The 17,143-nt window shown below is 36.1% G+C and carries 19 protein-coding genes; 1 reads left to right on the forward strand and 18 read right to left on the reverse strand.

The window, feature by feature from the left end; genetic code table 11:
- The first annotated feature begins 17 nt into the window (after positions 1-17).
- Entirely contained in the window at positions 18-1,121 is a 1,104-nt protein-coding gene (locus AC4BC5_RS02330; protein ID WP_490496570.1) for an aminopeptidase P family protein, read from the forward strand.
- A 250-nt stretch (positions 1,122-1,371) separates the two neighbouring features.
- Here AC4BC5_RS02330 and AC4BC5_RS02335 read toward each other — a convergent pair whose 3' ends face one another.
- The 18 genes from AC4BC5_RS02335 to prfB all read right to left on the reverse strand — a co-directional run bounded on the left by AC4BC5_RS02335 (position 1,372) and on the right by prfB (position 17,076).
- Positions 1,372-1,965, reverse strand: a complete 594-nt coding sequence (locus AC4BC5_RS02335; protein ID WP_490496571.1) for a YtxH domain-containing protein — start codon at positions 1,963-1,965, stop codon at positions 1,372-1,374.
- A 14-nt stretch (positions 1,966-1,979) separates the two neighbouring features.
- Positions 1,980-2,408: a DUF948 domain-containing protein gene (locus AC4BC5_RS02340; protein WP_490496572.1), complete on the reverse strand. Its 429-nt coding sequence runs from the start codon at positions 2,406-2,408 to the stop codon at positions 1,980-1,982.
- A gap of 147 nt (positions 2,409-2,555) precedes the next feature.
- A complete protein-coding gene (galU, locus tag AC4BC5_RS02345; RefSeq protein WP_490496573.1) occupies positions 2,556-3,485 on the reverse strand; it encodes a UTP--glucose-1-phosphate uridylyltransferase GalU in 930 nt (309 codons plus the stop codon).
- A gap of 22 nt (positions 3,486-3,507) precedes the next feature.
- Entirely contained in the window at positions 3,508-4,527 is a 1,020-nt protein-coding gene (locus AC4BC5_RS02350; protein ID WP_490496574.1) for an NAD(P)H-dependent glycerol-3-phosphate dehydrogenase, read from the reverse strand.
- 78 nt (positions 4,528-4,605) lie between these two features.
- Positions 4,606-5,439, reverse strand: a complete 834-nt coding sequence (lgt, locus tag AC4BC5_RS02355) for a prolipoprotein diacylglyceryl transferase (protein ID WP_490496575.1) — start codon at positions 5,437-5,439, stop codon at positions 4,606-4,608.
- 16 nt (positions 5,440-5,455) lie between these two features.
- Positions 5,456-6,391 (reverse strand): HPr(Ser) kinase/phosphatase, encoded by a 936-nt coding sequence (hprK, locus tag AC4BC5_RS02360; protein WP_490496576.1) that lies wholly within the window; start codon positions 6,389-6,391, stop codon positions 5,456-5,458.
- A gap of 155 nt (positions 6,392-6,546) precedes the next feature.
- Positions 6,547-6,909, reverse strand: coding sequence for a phage holin family protein (locus AC4BC5_RS02365; protein WP_490496577.1), 363 nt, complete (start codon positions 6,907-6,909; stop codon positions 6,547-6,549).
- The gene (locus AC4BC5_RS02370) at positions 6,909-7,223 is read right to left on the reverse strand and encodes a PspC domain-containing protein (protein WP_490496578.1); all 315 of its coding nucleotides are present in this window, start codon (positions 7,221-7,223) and stop codon (positions 6,909-6,911) included. Before AC4BC5_RS02370 ends, AC4BC5_RS02365 begins: the two co-directional genes overlap by 1 nt.
- Before the next feature lie 76 nt (positions 7,224-7,299).
- On the reverse strand, positions 7,300-8,871 hold the full coding sequence (gene liaX / locus AC4BC5_RS02375) for a daptomycin-sensing surface protein LiaX (protein WP_490496579.1): 1,572 nt from the start codon (positions 8,869-8,871) through the stop codon (positions 7,300-7,302).
- Positions 8,872-9,030: 159 nt separating this feature from the next.
- Complete coding sequence (gene phoU / locus AC4BC5_RS02380; protein ID WP_490496580.1) at positions 9,031-9,708, reverse strand: phosphate signaling complex protein PhoU; 678 nt, start codon at positions 9,706-9,708, stop codon at positions 9,031-9,033.
- 53 nt (positions 9,709-9,761) lie between these two features.
- A complete protein-coding gene (gene pstB, locus AC4BC5_RS02385; protein ID WP_490496581.1) occupies positions 9,762-10,520 on the reverse strand; it encodes a phosphate ABC transporter ATP-binding protein PstB in 759 nt (252 codons plus the stop codon).
- A 20-nt stretch (positions 10,521-10,540) separates the two neighbouring features.
- Entirely contained in the window at positions 10,541-11,344 is an 804-nt protein-coding gene (gene pstB, locus AC4BC5_RS02390) for a phosphate ABC transporter ATP-binding protein PstB (protein ID WP_490496582.1), read from the reverse strand.
- Positions 11,345-11,355: 11 nt separating this feature from the next.
- On the reverse strand, positions 11,356-12,240 hold the full coding sequence (gene pstA, locus AC4BC5_RS02395; RefSeq protein WP_490496583.1) for a phosphate ABC transporter permease PstA: 885 nt from the start codon (positions 12,238-12,240) through the stop codon (positions 11,356-11,358).
- Positions 12,240-13,112 (reverse strand): phosphate ABC transporter permease subunit PstC, encoded by an 873-nt coding sequence (pstC, locus tag AC4BC5_RS02400; RefSeq protein ID WP_490497487.1) that lies wholly within the window; start codon positions 13,110-13,112, stop codon positions 12,240-12,242. The genes pstA and pstC overlap by 1 nt, the downstream gene beginning before the upstream one ends.
- A 166-nt stretch (positions 13,113-13,278) precedes the next feature.
- Positions 13,279-14,133, reverse strand: a complete 855-nt coding sequence (locus AC4BC5_RS02405) for a phosphate ABC transporter substrate-binding protein PstS (RefSeq protein WP_490496584.1) — start codon at positions 14,131-14,133, stop codon at positions 13,279-13,281.
- Between the two features lie 166 nt (positions 14,134-14,299).
- On the reverse strand, positions 14,300-15,184 hold the full coding sequence (gene ftsX / locus AC4BC5_RS02410; protein ID WP_490496585.1) for a permease-like cell division protein FtsX: 885 nt from the start codon (positions 15,182-15,184) through the stop codon (positions 14,300-14,302).
- The gene (ftsE, locus tag AC4BC5_RS02415) at positions 15,177-15,863 is read right to left on the reverse strand and encodes a cell division ATP-binding protein FtsE (protein ID WP_490496586.1); all 687 of its coding nucleotides are present in this window, start codon (positions 15,861-15,863) and stop codon (positions 15,177-15,179) included. The genes ftsX and ftsE overlap by 8 nt, the downstream gene beginning before the upstream one ends.
- Before the next feature lie 102 nt (positions 15,864-15,965).
- A protein-coding gene (gene prfB, locus AC4BC5_RS02420; RefSeq protein ID WP_490496587.1) for a peptide chain release factor 2 occupies positions 15,966-17,076 on the reverse strand; the annotation gives its coding sequence in 2 pieces (ribosomal slippage) (positions 15,966-17,003 and positions 17,005-17,076; 1,110 coding nt in all).
- Positions 17,077-17,143 lie beyond the last annotated feature (67 nt).

Genomic DNA, 17,143 nt, shown 5'->3' on the forward strand with positions numbered 1-17,143 from the left:
AAGAAAGAAGGTACTTTATGAATCAAGAAAAAGTGAATGAATTAACTCGGTGGATGTTGGCAGAAAATGTTGATATTGCTTATATCACAAATCCTAACACCATCTCCTATTTATCGGGTTTTACCAGTGATCCTCATGAACGAGTATTGGCCCTTTTCTTCTCGCCTACTCACGATCCTTTTTTATTTACACCAGCTTTGGAAGCAGAGACTGCTCGTCAAAGTAGTTGGCCTTTTGAGGTTGTAGGATATTTGGATACTCAGAACCCTTGGCAAATGATTGCTGCAGAACTAACAACACGTTATGGTAAGCCTCAACAATTCGCTATTGAAAAATCAGCTTTTACGTTGGATCGCTTTGAGCAACTTGCAAGTTATTTTCCAACGACTGATTTTTCAAAAGATTTAACTACCGTCATCCAACAAATGCAATTGCATAAAACTTCCACAGAAATTGACACGTTGATTGAAGCAGGCAACTGGGCAGATGTCGCTTTTGAAATCGGCTTTTCAGCGATTAAAGAAGGGGTCACTGAAGAGGAAATTGCTGCAGAGATTGACTATCAACTAAAACGCAAAGGTGTCTCTCATATGTCATTTGATACTACCGTTTTAGTCGGTGCACATGCAGCTAGTCCACATGGTGCACCTAATCAAACGCCTGTGACAGCCAATGAATTAGTCCTATTTGATTTAGGGGTGGTTTGGAAAGGTTATTGTAGTGATGCAACACGAACTGTTGCTTATAAAGAGCCCACTGCTTTTCAAGAAAAAATTTATGCGATTGTTTTAGAAGCACAACAAGCTGCACAAGCCGCTGTCAAGCCCGGAATGACAGCAAGTCAATTAGACAAAATTGCACGCGATGTTATTGCTGATTACGGTTATGGAGAAGCCTTTAACCATCGTTTAGGACACGGAATTGGTACTTCTATCCATGAATTTCCTTCAATTGTAGCGGGAAATGACCTCATTATCGAAGAAGGAATGTGTTTCTCAATCGAACCTGGTATCTATTTACCAAATCAAGTAGGTGTACGAATTGAAGACTGTGTATATGTTACCAAAGATGGCTGCAAATCATTTACGAAAACTTCGAAAGAGATGAAAATTATAGATTAAAACAAAACGATTCGAATTACCAAGTGGACATGCTCGGTAATTCGAATCGTTTTATTTTGAACTGCAAAATGATACAACTTATCTTCAGCAATCACTGCTCCTATAAAAAAACATATTCACCATGACTAATACTTTCAATAATCGTGATTTTTTCAACTTGTACTAGAATTTACTTACCATCAGTAATTCTTTTCGTTTTTATGCCAATTTTTCTAAAAAAAAGATGAGGTTGTTCACCCCACCTTCTTTTTTATGCTTCTGGATTGTTTTCTTCAATTTTTTCTTTTAATTCTTCAACTGACTCTTCAAAGTCGTCTTGAGCAATTGTCGTCGTTTCTGCTGCTTCTTCTTTGGCATCCGACACAATTTCTTTAACATCGTCTACACCATCTGCAACAGTCTCTTGAAGATCATCTGCGGTATCTTTCACATCGATAATAATATCATCGGCAACATCTGAAGCTTCTTCAGCTACATCATTGGCTGTTTTTTTGAAACGATTTGCAAATTCACTCGTTTGATTTTGTACATCATCAGTAAAGTCTGAAGAGACATCCTGAAAATCTTCATAAGAATTTGTTACTTTTTCTTTTAAAGATTGTGCTAAATCTTCTGCTTGTTGGCCAAATTCACTAGCTTTTTCCTTAGCTAAATCAGTTAAATCATCGCCTTTTTCTTTAGCAATATCTGTATAATCAGAAGCAGCATCTAATAAATCGTCAATTTGTTTTCCTAATTTATCACGTAATGCTTTTCCTGATTCAGGAGCTAATAATAATGCTGTTACTGCTGCAGCGGTACCGCCAATAACTGCACCTAATAAAAATCCGCCCTTTTTACTCATATGGTTCCCTCCGATTATTCTGCATTTTCTTTGTTTTTATTAAAAAATTTCATTGCTGTTTGTCCAACTTTACCAGCAATTGTTGCTTGAGCTGTTGTACGGCCCAAAGTTCCTAAACGAGAAACCAAGTTTCGTCCAGAATAATTTAGTTCTGATACGCTAGTACTTAAGTCCGCCACCGCTGTAAATAATGGATCAATAGTCGCCACTTTTTGATTCACATCTTGTAACAATTCATTACTTTTGACCAATAATCCTTCCACTTCTCTTGAAAGAATATCCACATCTCTAGTCACTACTTTGATTGTATTATTGGCTTCTGTAATAGTTGTTTGCACAGATGAGACCGTTTTGTCCACTTTAATCAATACACGAACAAGGAATAAAACAAGTACCGCAAAAGCAATAGCCGCAATCAATCCTGCGATTCCCCCAGCAGTCATAACAAAACTCCCTTCAAACTTTCTAGTTCTTACACTATTAAGCATATCATTTCAAAATTTATTATACAAATAAAAGCGATATCACTTTGCTAATTTTTTTAAAGAAAAAGAATCTTTTTAGCTATTCAGCGAAAAAGATTCTTTTTTTCATTCTTCAGTTTCAATTGTTTCTTCGACGACCTCTTCAACAACTGGTTGTCTTTTAGCAGCTAACTCTTGACCAATTTCAATTAAAAATTCTTCTAAGTTATCTTTGACTTCTGGATGAACTAAGCCATATTCAATACTTGTTTTTAAGAAACCAAACTTATCCCCGACATCATAACGTTTTCCTTTAAACTCTCTCGCAAATACACGTTGTGTTTGATTTAAAGTATCAATCGCATCGGTTAATTGAATTTCATTACCTGCACCAGGTTCTTGATTTTCTAAAATATCAAAAATTTCAGGTGTTAGCAAATAACGACCAATAATTGCTAAGTCACTAGGTGCTTCTTCAGGAGATGGTTTTTCAACAAAATTTTTAACATTGTATAAGCCATCTTCTACTTGATCGCCTGGATCAATAATTCCATACTTATACGTTTCTTCATGTGGAACATCCATGACAGCAATCGTTGAAGCATGTGTACACTCATAATCGTCAATTAACTGTTTACTTAATGGTACGGTATCTTCCATTAAATCATCACCTAACATGACAACAAACGGTTCATTTCCCACAAAAGCTTTAGCTTGTAAGACTGCATGTCCAAGTCCTCTTGGATGAGATTGACGAATAAAATGTAAATTAACATCAGTTGTTTCTTCGACTAATTTCAACAATTCATCTTTACCTTTTTCTTTTAAGTTCATTTCTAATTCTAAATTCGCATCAAAATGATCTTCAATTGGGCGTTTCGCTTTGCCGGTAACAATCAGAATATCTTCAATACCTGATTTTAATGCTTCTTCGACGATAAATTGAATTGTTGGTTTGTCAACAATTGGTAACATTTCTTTTGCCATCGCTTTAGTTGCAGGTAAAAAACGAGTTCCTAAACCTGCTGCTGGAATCACTGCTTTTTTTACTCTCATCACATTGTTCTCCTTCATGCAACTATTTTTGTGAGAATTCATTTTCTATTTTGCCGTCTCTTAACATAATATCTCTCGCTGCTTGCTGAATATCTTTTCCTTCATATAAAACACTATAAATTGTTGCAGTAATCGGCATATCAACATTTAGACTATCTGCTAATTCCATCGCTGCCTTTGTCGTTGCGACTCCTTCAACAATCATTCCCATGTTCTCTAAGATTTCATCTAGATTTTTACCTTTACCTAATAAATTGCCGGCACGCCAATTACGTGAATGTACGCTTGTACATGTAACAATTAAATCACCAACACCACTTAAACCAATGAAGGTTAAGGGATCAGCACCCATTGCTACGCCTAAACGGCTAATTTCAGCTAGACCACGTGTCATAATTGCAGCTTTTGCATCATCCCCAAAACCGAGCCCAGCAATAGCACCGGCGCCGATAGCAATGATATTTTTTAAAGCTGCACCAGTTTCAACACCGATTACATCATGATTTGTATAAATGCGGAAATAGTCATTCATAAATAGATCCTGCACATATTTCGCTGCTTCTTCTATTTCACTAGCCGCAGTAATTGTAGTAATGTCGTGAACAGCTACTTCTTCAGCATGACTTGGTCCAGACAATACAATAATCTCTTTTCGCTGTTCTGCTGGAATTTCTTCAGTTAAGATTTCAGAAATTCGTTTGTGTGTTCCTTGTTCTAACCCTTTTGAAGCATGAATAATATAAGGTTGACCTTCGATGTGTTTAGCCACTTCTTGGGCGACACTACGAACAGCCTTAGTTGGTACAACAAATAAAATTGCATCAACACCGATAATCGCTTCCTTTAAGTCTTTATAGCCAATAATACTTTCGGGAATTTTAATATTTGGTAAGTAATGTCTATTCGTATGATATGTGTTAATTTCATCAATTTGAGCTGGATTATGCCCCCACATAGATACATCATGACCATTTTCAGCCAATACTTGAGCAAGAGCAGTTCCCCAAGAACCGGGGCCTAAGACTGCAATTTTCTGTTTCACAACGGAAACCTCCTCTATCTATAACAAAATTTTCTTTTGTGCTTTCTAAAGTCTATCATATTTCAATAATTTTGTCCTTTAGATTAAGTATTCATTTTCACCACGAGAACGGTTATAATCCTTTAAATCATTGGCTTTTTTGCGACGCCAGATAAAAATAGCCCAACCGCCAATGAATAAGATAAATGACAACAATTGAGACACACGGATAGGACCAAATAAATACAGACTGTCTGTGCGCATACCTTCGATAAACATTCTTCCGAAGCTATACCAAATAATATAACTTAAAAAGACTTCACCTTGTTTTAACAATCCGGTTTTTTTACGTAAGAAAATTAATAAAATAAAACCGAGAACATTCCACATTGATTCATATAAAAAAGTTGGTTGACGATAAGCACCTTCTATATACATATTATCAATAATAAAAGTCGGTAAATGCAACATTTCTAAAAATCCACGTGTGGTCTCTCCACCAAATGCTTCATGGTTCATGAAGTTTCCCCAACGTCCAATGCCTTGTGCTAAAATAACACTTGGTGCTGCAATATCCAAAAATGTCCATGTCGAAATAAAATTTCGTTGACAATAAAAATAAAGCCAGATTCCACCTGCAATTAAACCACCATAAATCGCTAAACCACCTGAGCGAATATTAAAAACTTGCATTGGGTCTTGAATATAAGGTTCTAAATTGAATAAAACATAATACAATCTAGCTCCAATAAACGATAACGGTAATGCTGCAAGCATAAAATCTGAAACATCATCTGAGCGCAACCCAACTCTAACTGCTTCACGAGAACTTAACCACATAGCAATGACTACACCCGAAATAATGATGATTGCATACCAGTAAATAGCAATCCCAAACAATTCGAAAGCGACACGATTGATTGTTCCTACCATATTAACGCCTCACTTCCTACAGAGCTGAATTCTCTTCAATTAGTCGACTTAAACGATCTTCAAACGCTTGTGTAGCATCATATCCCATCGTTTTAGCTCGGAAATTCATTGCTGCAACTTCAATGATAATTGCTACATTGCGTCCAGTTTTGACAGGTATTTTTATTTGTGGAATATCCACTTCACCTAATTGAACGACTTCATCAGAAGAACCTAGACGATCGTATTTTTTATCTTTAGCCCATGCTTCTAAATAAACGGCTAATTGAACTTGCATCGAACCTCGAACTGCACTAGCGCCAAATAAATTCATCACATCAATAATTCCAATGCCGCGAATTTCAATTAAGTGTTCTAAGATTTTTGGTGGTTCTCCAATCAGCGTTAATTCATCTTGCTTATAGATATCCACACGGTCATCAGCAATCAAACGATGACCTCGTTTAATTAATTCCAAAGCTGTCTCACTCTTGCCAATTCCACTGTCGCCTTGGATCAAAACCCCTAATCCATAAACATCTACCAATACCCCATGCACATTCGTTCTAGCTGCTAAACGACCATCTAAATAACTAGTCATTTGTCCTAATAAACGAGATGTTGAAATGGTTGAACGTAAGATTGGAATTTGTTTTTCATTACAAGCTTGAATCATTTCTTCAGGAACATCTAAACCTCTTGAAACAATCAAGGCTGGTGTGTCTTCTGCACACAAACGACGAATAACCATCAATCGTTCTTCTGACATCATTCGACGTGCAAAGGTCACTTCTTTACTTCCAAATAGTTGCAAACGATCATGTGAATAGTAATTAAAATAACCTGTTAATTCTAAGCCTGGACGAGAAACGTCGGCTGTTCTGATATCGCGATTAAGCGCTTCTTCTTCACCAGTAACAATTTCTAAATTTAAAGCCGTAGCTAGTTCTTTTACTTTTACGGTTTCTGTCATACTTTTCCCTCTTTTCTAAACCTTGGTTCCGTTTTATTTTATCATTGTATAAGCAAAGTTACTACCAAAGTAAAGATTTTCTCAAAAAAAACCAACATTTTTGTGCATGTTTCAAAATAAAAAAATATCCCTTAGATTCGTCAAAATCTAAGGGATTAAGATGCCTGATATTTTTCCATGTGATGTTCAGTCACAATCATATTCACAACAGACATAATGATAGCCACCAGCAATGCTGATCCAAATGAGGAGAAACCAAAATTGTGTGCACCAACAAAATGAGAAGTGAATTGTAGCATCAAAGCATTAATGACAAAACTGAAAAAACCAAGTGTCAACAACGTTAGGGGAAAAGAAATGATTGTGAGAATTGGTTTAATCAGAGCATTCAAAATTGAAAGCACAAAACTTGCCAATAATGCCATCATAATACTTTGGACATGTACCATTTGTGGCAATAACACCGATAATGAAATAAATGTCAACATATTAATGATTAGGCGTTGGAAATAACTCACTAGAAATCACTCCAGTCCTCTTCTTCTACTTTTTCAGCTTCTTTGCGAGGACTAGTTGTGCCTTTGCTACGATAATTGTTGTTTGTATAATATTTATTGTCATTACCATAACGTTTTGGACGCTCAGAATGATCAGCTGGAATTAAAATTGCCATACCGATATAAAGTAACACTGGTGCACCAAATCCCATTAATGCTAAAAAGACATAAACAATACGAACAATTGTCGGATCAATATTTAAATACTCGGCAAGACCTGCTAGAGTTCCTGTTAAGACAACATTGTCTTTTGATTTTGTTAATTTTTTTCTCATGATTTTCACCATCCTTCATTTCTCACTAGGTGCAGAAGATGTGCCAGCACATCTTCTGCCTCTCTTCATTTTACTCTTATTTATCTGTATCTTTCAAATAAATATTACCCGTTGTAGTTGAAAGGTCAATTTGTGCAACATTTTCAGTGACACGACGGAATTGTAATAACTGGTTCATGCGTTCTTTCTTTTGACGAACAATTTCGTACTCTGACAAACGACTATTGATCGAACCTAAACTTGTTTTCGCAGTTCCTTCTAATCCTAATGTTTCTGGGAAAGCAACTTTAACATTTCCGTTAACTGAATTTGCGTTTAAACGACGTAATGTGTCTTCTTTTAAAGTTAAACGAACGTCACCATTAACTAAGGAAATTCCAATGTTCTGTGGTGTTGCACTCATTGTCACACTACCATTGACCGTTTCAATGATTGAATCTAAAATTTCGCCACCATTTACTTGGATAACGCCGTTTACACCTTCAATTTCTAACATCGAAGCATTGATTTGCTCAACCTCGATGTTGCCGTTAGTCGATTTAGTGTAAATATCTTTTACATCCAGTTCATTAACTAAGATATTCCCGTTCAATAATTTAATTGACACGTGATCATACGTGCGTTTTGGTAAATAGAAAACTAAATCAGCACGAACACGTTTGTTGGGGATTTGGAAAGACATACGTTCATCATCTACATTAATTTGACTACGTTCGTCAAATGCTGCTTCTGGTGAGACAGCATCCATTTTTCCATAAAGCTTAATTTTTGCTTCTACTTTTACACCAGGTTCATCCCACGCTTCAAATTGAACATTTCCGTTAGCTACTTTAATATCTAAGATACTTGCTTGTGTTTCTGGAAATTCAAATGTTTTCTCAAATTTCTGAGTAGCTACACCTGGAACACGTAGATTGACATCTTTCCATTCAACATTGTCACCCACTGTTTCAGAAACAGCTTGGAAAGTTTTCTTTAAGAAATGACCTAAATGTGTACTTGCTTCTGCTACTTTGCCACCAACTTGGTTTAAGGTATCAGTTGCTTGTTCTTTCCAGTCTTCTGGAATATCCATTTTTTGACTAATTTTTTCTTTTTTGTGGTTCCATTGATTACGACGAATATTTTTTAGTTGATCTTCTAAACCTGCACGTTCATCTCTTAAAGCTTCTAGTGAGTCTTCTAAAGTTTTTACTTCTGCTTCAAGTTCTTGACGTGTTACTAAATCTTCCTCGACTAATTCGCCTAGCTCTTCTTTGGTATTCAATTCCATCAAGCGTTCACGTGCTTCTTTTAATTCTGTGTGTACACCTTGGATTTCAGCATTAACTTCATCTAATTCAACAGATGCTTCATTCGCTTCAGTTGCTAATTCATCCAAAATTTGTTCTAAACGTGCTTTGTCTTCTATTGCTTTTTGACGTAACTCGTCTTCTCCATCAGATAAATCTTTTTCTAAATCAAAATCTTCTATATCATCAATCAATTGACTTCTGTCTTCTTTTTTTTCTGCTGTGACTTCATCGGCAGCTCGTTGAATTTGTGATTCGTCTTTCGCCTTCGCAATTCCTTCTAGCAAATCCAAGGCTTCTTCCGTAGAAAGTACACCTTTTTTTACTAAATCCAAAATTCGTTCTCTTTCGTTCATGGAAATTGCCTCCTTAAGCAAATTTATTATATGCAAGTTTTCCTTACACACATATTATGCCCTCTTTTGAAATAAAATGCATAGGTCTTAAGTACCAACTTTTACTCAATCTTAAGAACAGTAAAAAAAACAAGGCCTGTTCACCTTGTTTTTTTACTATTATAATGACTCATCACGGTTTGAACTTAACTCACTGATTTTACCTGTTGCCAAGTAAACGATCCATTCACAAATATTCGTTACGTAGTCACCAATCCGCTCTAAATACTGTGCCACATTAATATAGTCAGTACCACTTACTACTGTTTCAGGATTAGCTTTCATTGCTGCAATTGTTTCATAGTAAATTTTTTCATAATATTCATTCACACGCTGATCCATCTTAGCAATCATTTTTGCATCTTCTTGGTTTGTTTTCACATACGCAACTAAAATGTTATCCACCATTTTTTTCACGTAATCAGACATATCTGAAATATCTTTTTCTACTTCAGCAATACGTTCTTGCCCTTTGACACGAATAGTTGATTTTGCGATAGATACTGCATGATCCCCCATACGTTCTAAGTCAGAACTAGCTTTCATAACTGTAATAATTTTACGCAAGTCGGTGGTTACTGGTTGTTGTAAAGCAATCATCTCAAAGCTTTTTTTCTCTAATAAAATTTCAAGATCATTAATGTGTTCATCTCGTTCAATGACTTCTTTTGCTAAAGCTTTGTCATGTTTCACATATGAACGAACAGATTTATGGATTGCTTTACTTACCATCATACCCATCTCATAAAATTGATTATGCAGATTTAATAAGTCTTCTTCAAATTGTGTACGCAACATTTGATTTTCTCCCCTTTAAGTTTTCATGATTTACTTCATTAAAACAAATTTTGTTATCCAAATCTACCAGAAATGTAATCTTCTGTCTCTTTTTTACCTGGATTTAAGAAAATTTTCTTTGTGTCATTAAATTCAATCAAGTCACCGTTCAAGAAGAAAGCTGTTTTATCAGAAATACGAGAAGCCTGGGACATATTATGGGTAACCATAATCATCGTATATTTCTCTTTCAACTCTAATAATGTATTTTCAATTTTCCCTGAAGAAATTGGATCTAAGGCACTTGTTGGTTCATCCAATAAGATGATTTCTGGATTCACTGCTAATACACGTGCAATACATACTCGTTGTTGCTGTCCACCAGACAAAGCTAAAGCGCTCGTATGCAATTTGTCTTTAACATCCTCCCAAACAGAAGCGGCTTTCAAGCTTTCTTCTACTACTTGATCAAATACTTGTTTATCTTTTTCACCTTTTAATTTCAATCCATAAATAATATTTTCATAAATCGAAAATGGAAATGGGTTCGGTTGTTGAAACACCATTCCAATTTCTTTACGTAAATTTACTGTGTCTGTTTTGGGGCTATATATATCTTTTCCTTTGTAAACCACACTTCCTGTGATTGTTACGTTTGGAATCAAATCATTCATACGGTTTAAGCAACGTAAATAGGTTGATTTTCCACATCCTGAAGGTCCAATCATCGCTGTGATTTCACCTTGATTAATCGTCATATCAATGCCTTTTAATGCTTCTTTTTCACCATAATATAAATGCAAATCTTTTGATGAAATAATCTCTTGTCCCATTGTTTTACCTCCGTTTCCCACTAACCAAAGTGTCCTGATACATAATCTTCTGTTGCTTGAATTTTTGGACGTGTAAAGATTTTTGATGTCACATCATATTCAATAACATTGCCTAAATAGAAGAAGGCTGTATAGTCACTGATACGCGCCGCTTGTTGCATATTGTGGGTTACGATAACAATTGAATATTCTTCTTTTAAATTGATTAATGTTTCTTCTACCTTACCAGTTGAAATTGGATCTAACGCACTGGCTGGTTCATCTAATAATAAAATATCAGGTTTCATTGCAATTGCCCGAGCAATACATAGACGTTGTTGTTGTCCACCTGATAACGCAAGCGCACTTTTATCCAGTGAATCTTTTACTTGATCCCATAAAGCGGCTTGTTTCAAACTTGTTTCTACAATTTCATCTAATTTATTTTTATCTTTTTCACCATGACGTTTCAATGCAAAGGTGATATTTTCATAAATTGATTTACTGAAGGGGTTTGGGCGTTGGAATACCATTCCAATCCGTTTCCTCATTTCATAGACGTCAACTTCTGAAGAATTTACATTGACACCTTTATACATGATTTCGCCAGTTACTTTGGTATTTGCAATACCGTCATTCATCCGGTTTAAAGAGCGTAAATAGGTTGATTTTCCACATCCTGAAGGACCAATCAAGGCAGTAATTTTATTTTTTTCAAAGGCTAAATCTACGCCTTTAATTGCTTCGTTATTGCCATAAAATACATGTAAATCGTTTGTATGCACAATAACATCTTTGCCTTCCATCGTAATAATATTACGTTCGTCCAAATTATATTCTTTCATAGTCATTCTCCTTATGCTGACGTCATTTTCTTATGCAGTTTTTTTCCAACTGCACGTGCGCCGAAGTTGAAAGCTAAAACAGCGATAATTAATACGGCAGATGCTCCTGCAGATACAGCTACACCATCTGGCATTGTACCTTCCGTATTGATTTTCCAAATATGAACCGCTAATGTCTCCGCTTGACGGAAAATACTAATCGGACTTGAAACACTCAATGGATTCCAATTGCTGAAATCTAAAGCTGGCGCACTTTGACCAGCTGTATAAATCAAGGCTGCCGCTTCTCCAAAAATACGTCCGGAACTCAAAATAACCCCAGTCAAAATCCCAGGTGTTGCTTCTGGCACTACTACTCGTAAGACTGTTTCCCAACGAGATAGTCCTAAAGCAAGCCCCGCTTCACGCTGTGTATAATGGACTGCACGCAATGATTCTTCCACATTTCTCGTTAGCAAAGGTAAGTTAAAAAATGTTAATGCTAAAGCCCCAGAAATAATTGAAAAACCATATTCAAATTGAATAACAAAAATCAAAAAACCAAACAAACCAACTACAACAGACGGTAAAGAACTTAAAATCTCAATTGATGTACGAATCACATCCGTTACCCAGTTCTTTTTTGCATATTCGGATAAATAGATCCCTGCTCCTAAAGAAATTGGAAAGCTAATAAGCATGGTAATAAATAACAAGTAGAAAGAGTTAAATAACTGGATACCAATCCCACCACCTACTTGATATGCTTTAGAAGGTTGTGTTAAAAATTCCCAAGAAATATGAGGAACTCCTCGGACAAGGATATAAGCTAATAATGACGCTAGAATTAAAACGATAATTCCTGAAATCCCATATAAAATTCCAGTAGCGATTTTATCTGCACGTTTTGCGTTCATTATTTCAACGCCCCTTTCTTCCCAATAATACGAATGACAATATTAAATAGTAATGACATTAATAATAAGATTAGTGCTAATGACCACAACACGTTATTTTCAACTGTACCCATAATGGTATTTCCGATACCCATTGTTAAAATCGAGGTTAAAGTTGAAGCAGGTGTAACTAAACTAGTTGGCAATAATGCAGCATTACCAATGACCATTTGAATTGCTAAAGCTTCACCAAAAGCACGAGCCATCCCAAACACAACGGCTGTCAAAATTCCTGGCACTGCAGCACGTAAAACTACTTTATAAATTGTTTGCCAGCGAGTAGCTCCTAAAGCCAATGACGCTTCACGATAATGACGAGGAACAGCTTTTAATGCATCTACTGTCATGGTAGTAACAGTTGGCAAAATCATAATGAATAAAACAAACGTTCCAGCTAAAATCCCAAATCCAGTACCACCAAAAATGGAACGAACAAAAGGTACAATCACAGATAGACCAATAAATCCATAAACTACTGATGGAATACCAACTAAGAGTTCAATAACTGGTTGTAAGATTTTTTGTCCTTGTTTAGGTGAAATTTCTACCATAAAAACAGCTGCACCAATGGCAAATGGGGTTGCGACTATTGCTGATAAAAATGTTACGACAAACGAACCAACAATCATTGGTAACGCCCCTACCATTGGCTGCCCGTCTGGTCCAACTTGACTTGGATTCCAATTTGTTCCAAATAAGAAATCAAACACATTTATCTTGTCGGTAAAGAAAGTAGCCAGTCCTTTACTTGCTACAAAATAAAAAATAGAAACTACGACCAAAACAATTAAGGCGATACATAGGAAACTGATAAACCGTCCTCTTTGCTCCATTTTGGCGCGTTTTGATTTTTTTGTTAACAATTCTTTTACATTTTCTTCCACGAGGGTTCCTCCTCAAAAACTAAGATTTTCGCTCTCACTCAGTGTAACGTTCCAACGTCAATTTTAGTTTAACGTTTTGTAAAGATTAAGAGAACTTTGTAAATTTTGTGTAAAGCTACTTAATAATATTTCCTTCCCAATCACGTTCTACTTCCATTTTAGATACTGGAATATATCCTAGCTCCCCTACTACACTCATTTGTACTTCTTCGGAAAGAATATAATCTAGGAACTCTTTTGTTAATGTTGTTGGTTTGCCTTTGGTATACATATGCTCATAAGACCAAATAATCCAATCATTAGTTGTTACATTCTCATCAATTGGTTCAATCCCATCAATTGATAAGGTTGCAACATCATCAGTAACATACGAAAAAGCAACATAACTGATAGCTCCAGGTGTGTCAGCAATAATTTGACGCACCATTCCACTTGAATCTTGTTCTTGTGCACGCTTAGCTGTCTCACCATCTAAGACCCATTTCTCAAAAGTTCCACGAGTCCCACTTCCAGCGGCACGATTTAACAGAACAACTTCTTGGTCTTTTCCACCTACTTCTTTCCAGTTAGTGATTTCGCCTAAAAAGATTTTCCTCAAATTTTCTAAGGAGATATCTGAAACCCCTACTTCTTTATTAACAATAGGAGTAATTCCTACAGCTGCCACCTTATGATCGACTAGCGCATCTGCGTCAATTCCTTTTTTCTCTTCAGCAAACAAATCTGAATTGCCAATATCCACAGCGCCAGATTGCACTTGACTTAAACCTGTCCCGCTTCCGCCACCTTGGACATTGATAAATTTCCCAGGATTCTCAGTTTGGTAAGCTTCTGCAACAGTTTCAACTAATGGTTGCAACGCTGAAGAGCCTACGGCAGTCACAGATTCACCACGATCAATCCATTTGGCACAACCTGTCATTAAAAGTGATAGCCCGATAAGCGGGAGCAATAATGTTCTTTTTTTCATCTATAATCCCTCATTTTTTTCATAATCAATACATTACCATCATTTCTATTTTACCATCATCTCAAAAGCTTGGAAAATACTTATTGATAAAAATGAGGTAATTCTTTTTTTCAAAAAAAAAACTTCAAGTATGTCAAATGAACGACGTACTTGAAGTTTTATAGAATTAAATTTTTAAGAAACGTCTCATGGAGATAACTGATCCCAATGAACCAATTGTCATACCAATAAGCACTAATAACACACAAATTTGAATCGTAAACGTTCCTGGTGCTAATAAACTATAGTTTGATCGCAATAATACTGGATTGATAATATTGAAGAACCTTGGATAACCAAAGTACATTAAAGCTACTGGAACAGCAGCTCCAAATAGTCCAATCCAACCGCCTTCTAAGAAGAAAGGCCAACGAATGTATCCATTTTTCGCTCCTACAAGACGCATAATTTGAATTTCACGTTGACGCGATAAAATCGTAATACGAATCGTATTTGAAATTAAAAACATTGCCACTAGTAGTAATAAAGCTGAACCTATCAAGCCCCAAGTCCGAACACCTTGCGCAATGCCAAAAATACGATCAGATAAATCTTCCCCGTAGCTGGCTTTATGCACATATTTCGTAATTTTTTCAGCTTCTTCAGTAATATCTTTTACATAACGAGGCTCTGTTGCACTTACCACAAAAATGTCTAACAATGGATTGTCTTGATCAAATAATCCCCAGACATCTCCATAAGATTCTTTAATACGATCTAATTCTTCATCTTGACTTGAATATACTACGGATTTTACATGAGGAATTTCTTTTAATTGTTTTTCTAATTCCTCTTTCCCTTTATCATCTGTTCCGTAAGTAACAAAAACGGAAACATCTACGTTTTCTTCCATATCTTGTGCTAATTTCACTGTATTCATGATAACAACTAAGAAAACACCTAATAAAGTCAAGGTAATCGTTACTGCACTAATGGAAGAAATGGTCATCCATCCATTACGACGTAAACTCTTCAAGCTTTCTAAAACGTGTCGAAAAAAAGTTCTAATCATCGTAGCCGTACTCTCCTTCCACCTGGTCTCGAATAATACGTCCATTTTCAATGGCAATTACACGATGACGAATCGTATTTACAATTGTACTATTGTGTGTCGCCATAACAATTGTTGTCCCTTGTCCATTAATCCGGTCTAATAATTTCATGATTTCCCATGAATTCTCAGGATCAAGGTTTCCGGTTGGTTCGTCTGCAATCAATACTTTAGGTGTATTTACAATTGCACGAGCAATCGACACACGTTGTTGTTCGCCACCTGAAAGCTCACTAGGGAAAACACGGACTTTGTGCTTCAATCCAACTAGATCTAAGACTTCCATCACACGTTTTTTGATCTCACGAGGTTTACGACCAATTACTTGCATTGCGTATGCCACATTCTCATAGACAGTTTTCTTTGGCAGTAATTTATAATCTTGAAAAACTACTCCAATTTCACGACGTAAAAGGGATACATCACGACGTTTTATTTTTGTTAACTCATAACCTGCAACACTCAACATGCCTTTTGTAGGTTTTTCTTCTCGATACATTAACTTGATAAAGGTAGATTTTCCTGCGCCGGATGGTCCAACGACATAAACAAATTCACCTTGATTAATTGAAACCGAAAGATTACGGATAGCTGTTGTACCATTAGAGTACTTTTTCATTACATCTTGCATTTCAATCATGGCTATCTCTCCAATCACTTTTATTCATACTGGCTCATTATAGCATGCCTATATTGCAACAAGCTTTCAGTAAGTTACATTTTTATTTCAATTAAATGACTTTTAGTTATTTTGATTTAATTTTAATTTTAAATAGGCATCAATGAAACCATCTAAATCGCCATCCATTACCGCTTGAACATTACCTGTTTCAAAATTCGTACGATGATCTTTTACCATTGAATACGGATGAAATACGTACGACCGAATTTGCGATCCCCAACCAATTTCCAATTGTTCACCACGTAAAGCCGCCGCTTCTTGCTCTTGTTTTTCAACTTCTAATTGATATAGTTTTGCTTGTAACATACTCATTGCTTGTTCGCGGTTTTTCAACTGTGAACGTTGCGCTTGGCTAGCTACTACTGTTCCAGTAGGAATGTGCGTAATTCGGACAGCCGACTCTGTTTTATTAATATGTTGGCCTCCTGCACCACTTGCGCGATACGTATCAATTTTTAAATCATCTGAATTAATATCTACTTCAATTGTAGCATCTAATTCAGGCATGATATCTACTGAACAAAACGAAGTATGACGTCGTTTAGCTGAATCAAACGGTGAAATACGTACTAATCGATGAACGCCTTTTTCAGATTTCAAATACCCATATACATTATGGCCTTTAATCAATAAAGTAACACTCTTAATTCCCGCTTCATCACCAGCTTGATAATCCAACACCTCTACTTGATAATCATGTTGTTCAGCCCAACGTGTGTACATGCGTAACAACATACTACCCCAATCTTGTGATTCCGTCCCACCAGCTCCAGGATGCAATTCTACAATGGCATTATTACGGTCATACGGTCCATCTAATAGCATTGATAACTCATACGTATTCATCGCTTCACGCAAACCTTTAATACCAGCAACTAACTCGGCCTCAATTTCTGGATCCGGATCTTCCTGCAACATTTCTACCATCACTTCTAACTCTTCAACGCCATTAGCTAAATGATTAAATTGGTCATAGGTTTCTTTGTTGGCATTATTCTCATTAATTATTTGTTGTGCTGTTTCGGAATTATCCCAAAATCCTGGTTCAGCCATGCGGTGTTCTGCTTCTGCAATGTCTTCTTCTAATTGTTCGAGGTCAAAGAGACCCCCTAAAGCTTATAATTTTTTCATTCATTTCTTCAAGTTGGTTGCGAATCTCAGCAATTTCCATTTAAATTCCTTCTTTCTTAATTTTAGACAATTAAAGGGCTGGACAATTTATATGACCAGCCCCCCGA

Source organism: Enterococcus sp. AMC2644, from assembly GCF_058216475.1.

What these genes read in the sequence shown, in the direction of transcription:
- galU (WP_490496573.1), bottom strand. Translation starts at nt 3,485, where the DNA reads ATGAGAGTAAAAAAAGCAGTGATTCCAGCAGCAGGTTTAGGAACTCGT.
- hprK (WP_490496576.1), bottom strand. Translation starts at nt 6,391, where the DNA reads ATGACAGAAACCGTAAAAGTAAAAGAACTAGCTACGGCTTTAAATTTA.
- pstC (WP_490497487.1), bottom strand. Translation starts at nt 13,112, where the DNA reads ATGGAGCAAAGAGGACGGTTTATCAGTTTCCTATGTATCGCCTTAATT.
- pstB (WP_490496582.1), bottom strand. Translation starts at nt 11,344, where the DNA reads ATGAAAGAATATAATTTGGACGAACGTAATATTATTACGATGGAAGGC.
- lgt (WP_490496575.1), bottom strand. Translation starts at nt 5,439, where the DNA reads ATGGTAGGAACAATCAATCGTGTCGCTTTCGAATTGTTTGGGATTGCT.
- liaX (WP_490496579.1), bottom strand. Translation starts at nt 8,871, where the DNA reads ATGAACGAAAGAGAACGAATTTTGGATTTAGTAAAAAAAGGTGTACTT.
- phoU (WP_490496580.1), bottom strand. Translation starts at nt 9,708, where the DNA reads ATGTTGCGTACACAATTTGAAGAAGACTTATTAAATCTGCATAATCAA.
- AC4BC5_RS02370 (WP_490496578.1), bottom strand. Translation starts at nt 7,223, where the DNA reads ATGAGAAAAAAATTAACAAAATCAAAAGACAATGTTGTCTTAACAGGA.
- ftsX (WP_490496585.1), bottom strand. Translation starts at nt 15,184, where the DNA reads ATGATTAGAACTTTTTTTCGACACGTTTTAGAAAGCTTGAAGAGTTTA.
- ftsE (WP_490496586.1), bottom strand. Translation starts at nt 15,863, where the DNA reads ATGATTGAAATGCAAGATGTAATGAAAAAGTACTCTAATGGTACAACA.
- AC4BC5_RS02330 (WP_490496570.1), top strand. Translation starts at nt 18, where the DNA reads ATGAATCAAGAAAAAGTGAATGAATTAACTCGGTGGATGTTGGCAGAA.
- AC4BC5_RS02340 (WP_490496572.1), bottom strand. Translation starts at nt 2,408, where the DNA reads ATGACTGCTGGGGGAATCGCAGGATTGATTGCGGCTATTGCTTTTGCG.
- AC4BC5_RS02335 (WP_490496571.1), bottom strand. Translation starts at nt 1,965, where the DNA reads ATGAGTAAAAAGGGCGGATTTTTATTAGGTGCAGTTATTGGCGGTACC.
- AC4BC5_RS02405 (WP_490496584.1), bottom strand. Translation starts at nt 14,133, where the DNA reads ATGAAAAAAAGAACATTATTGCTCCCGCTTATCGGGCTATCACTTTTA.
- pstA (WP_490496583.1), bottom strand. Translation starts at nt 12,240, where the DNA reads ATGAACGCAAAACGTGCAGATAAAATCGCTACTGGAATTTTATATGGG.
- pstB (WP_490496581.1), bottom strand. Translation starts at nt 10,520, where the DNA reads ATGGGACAAGAGATTATTTCATCAAAAGATTTGCATTTATATTATGGT.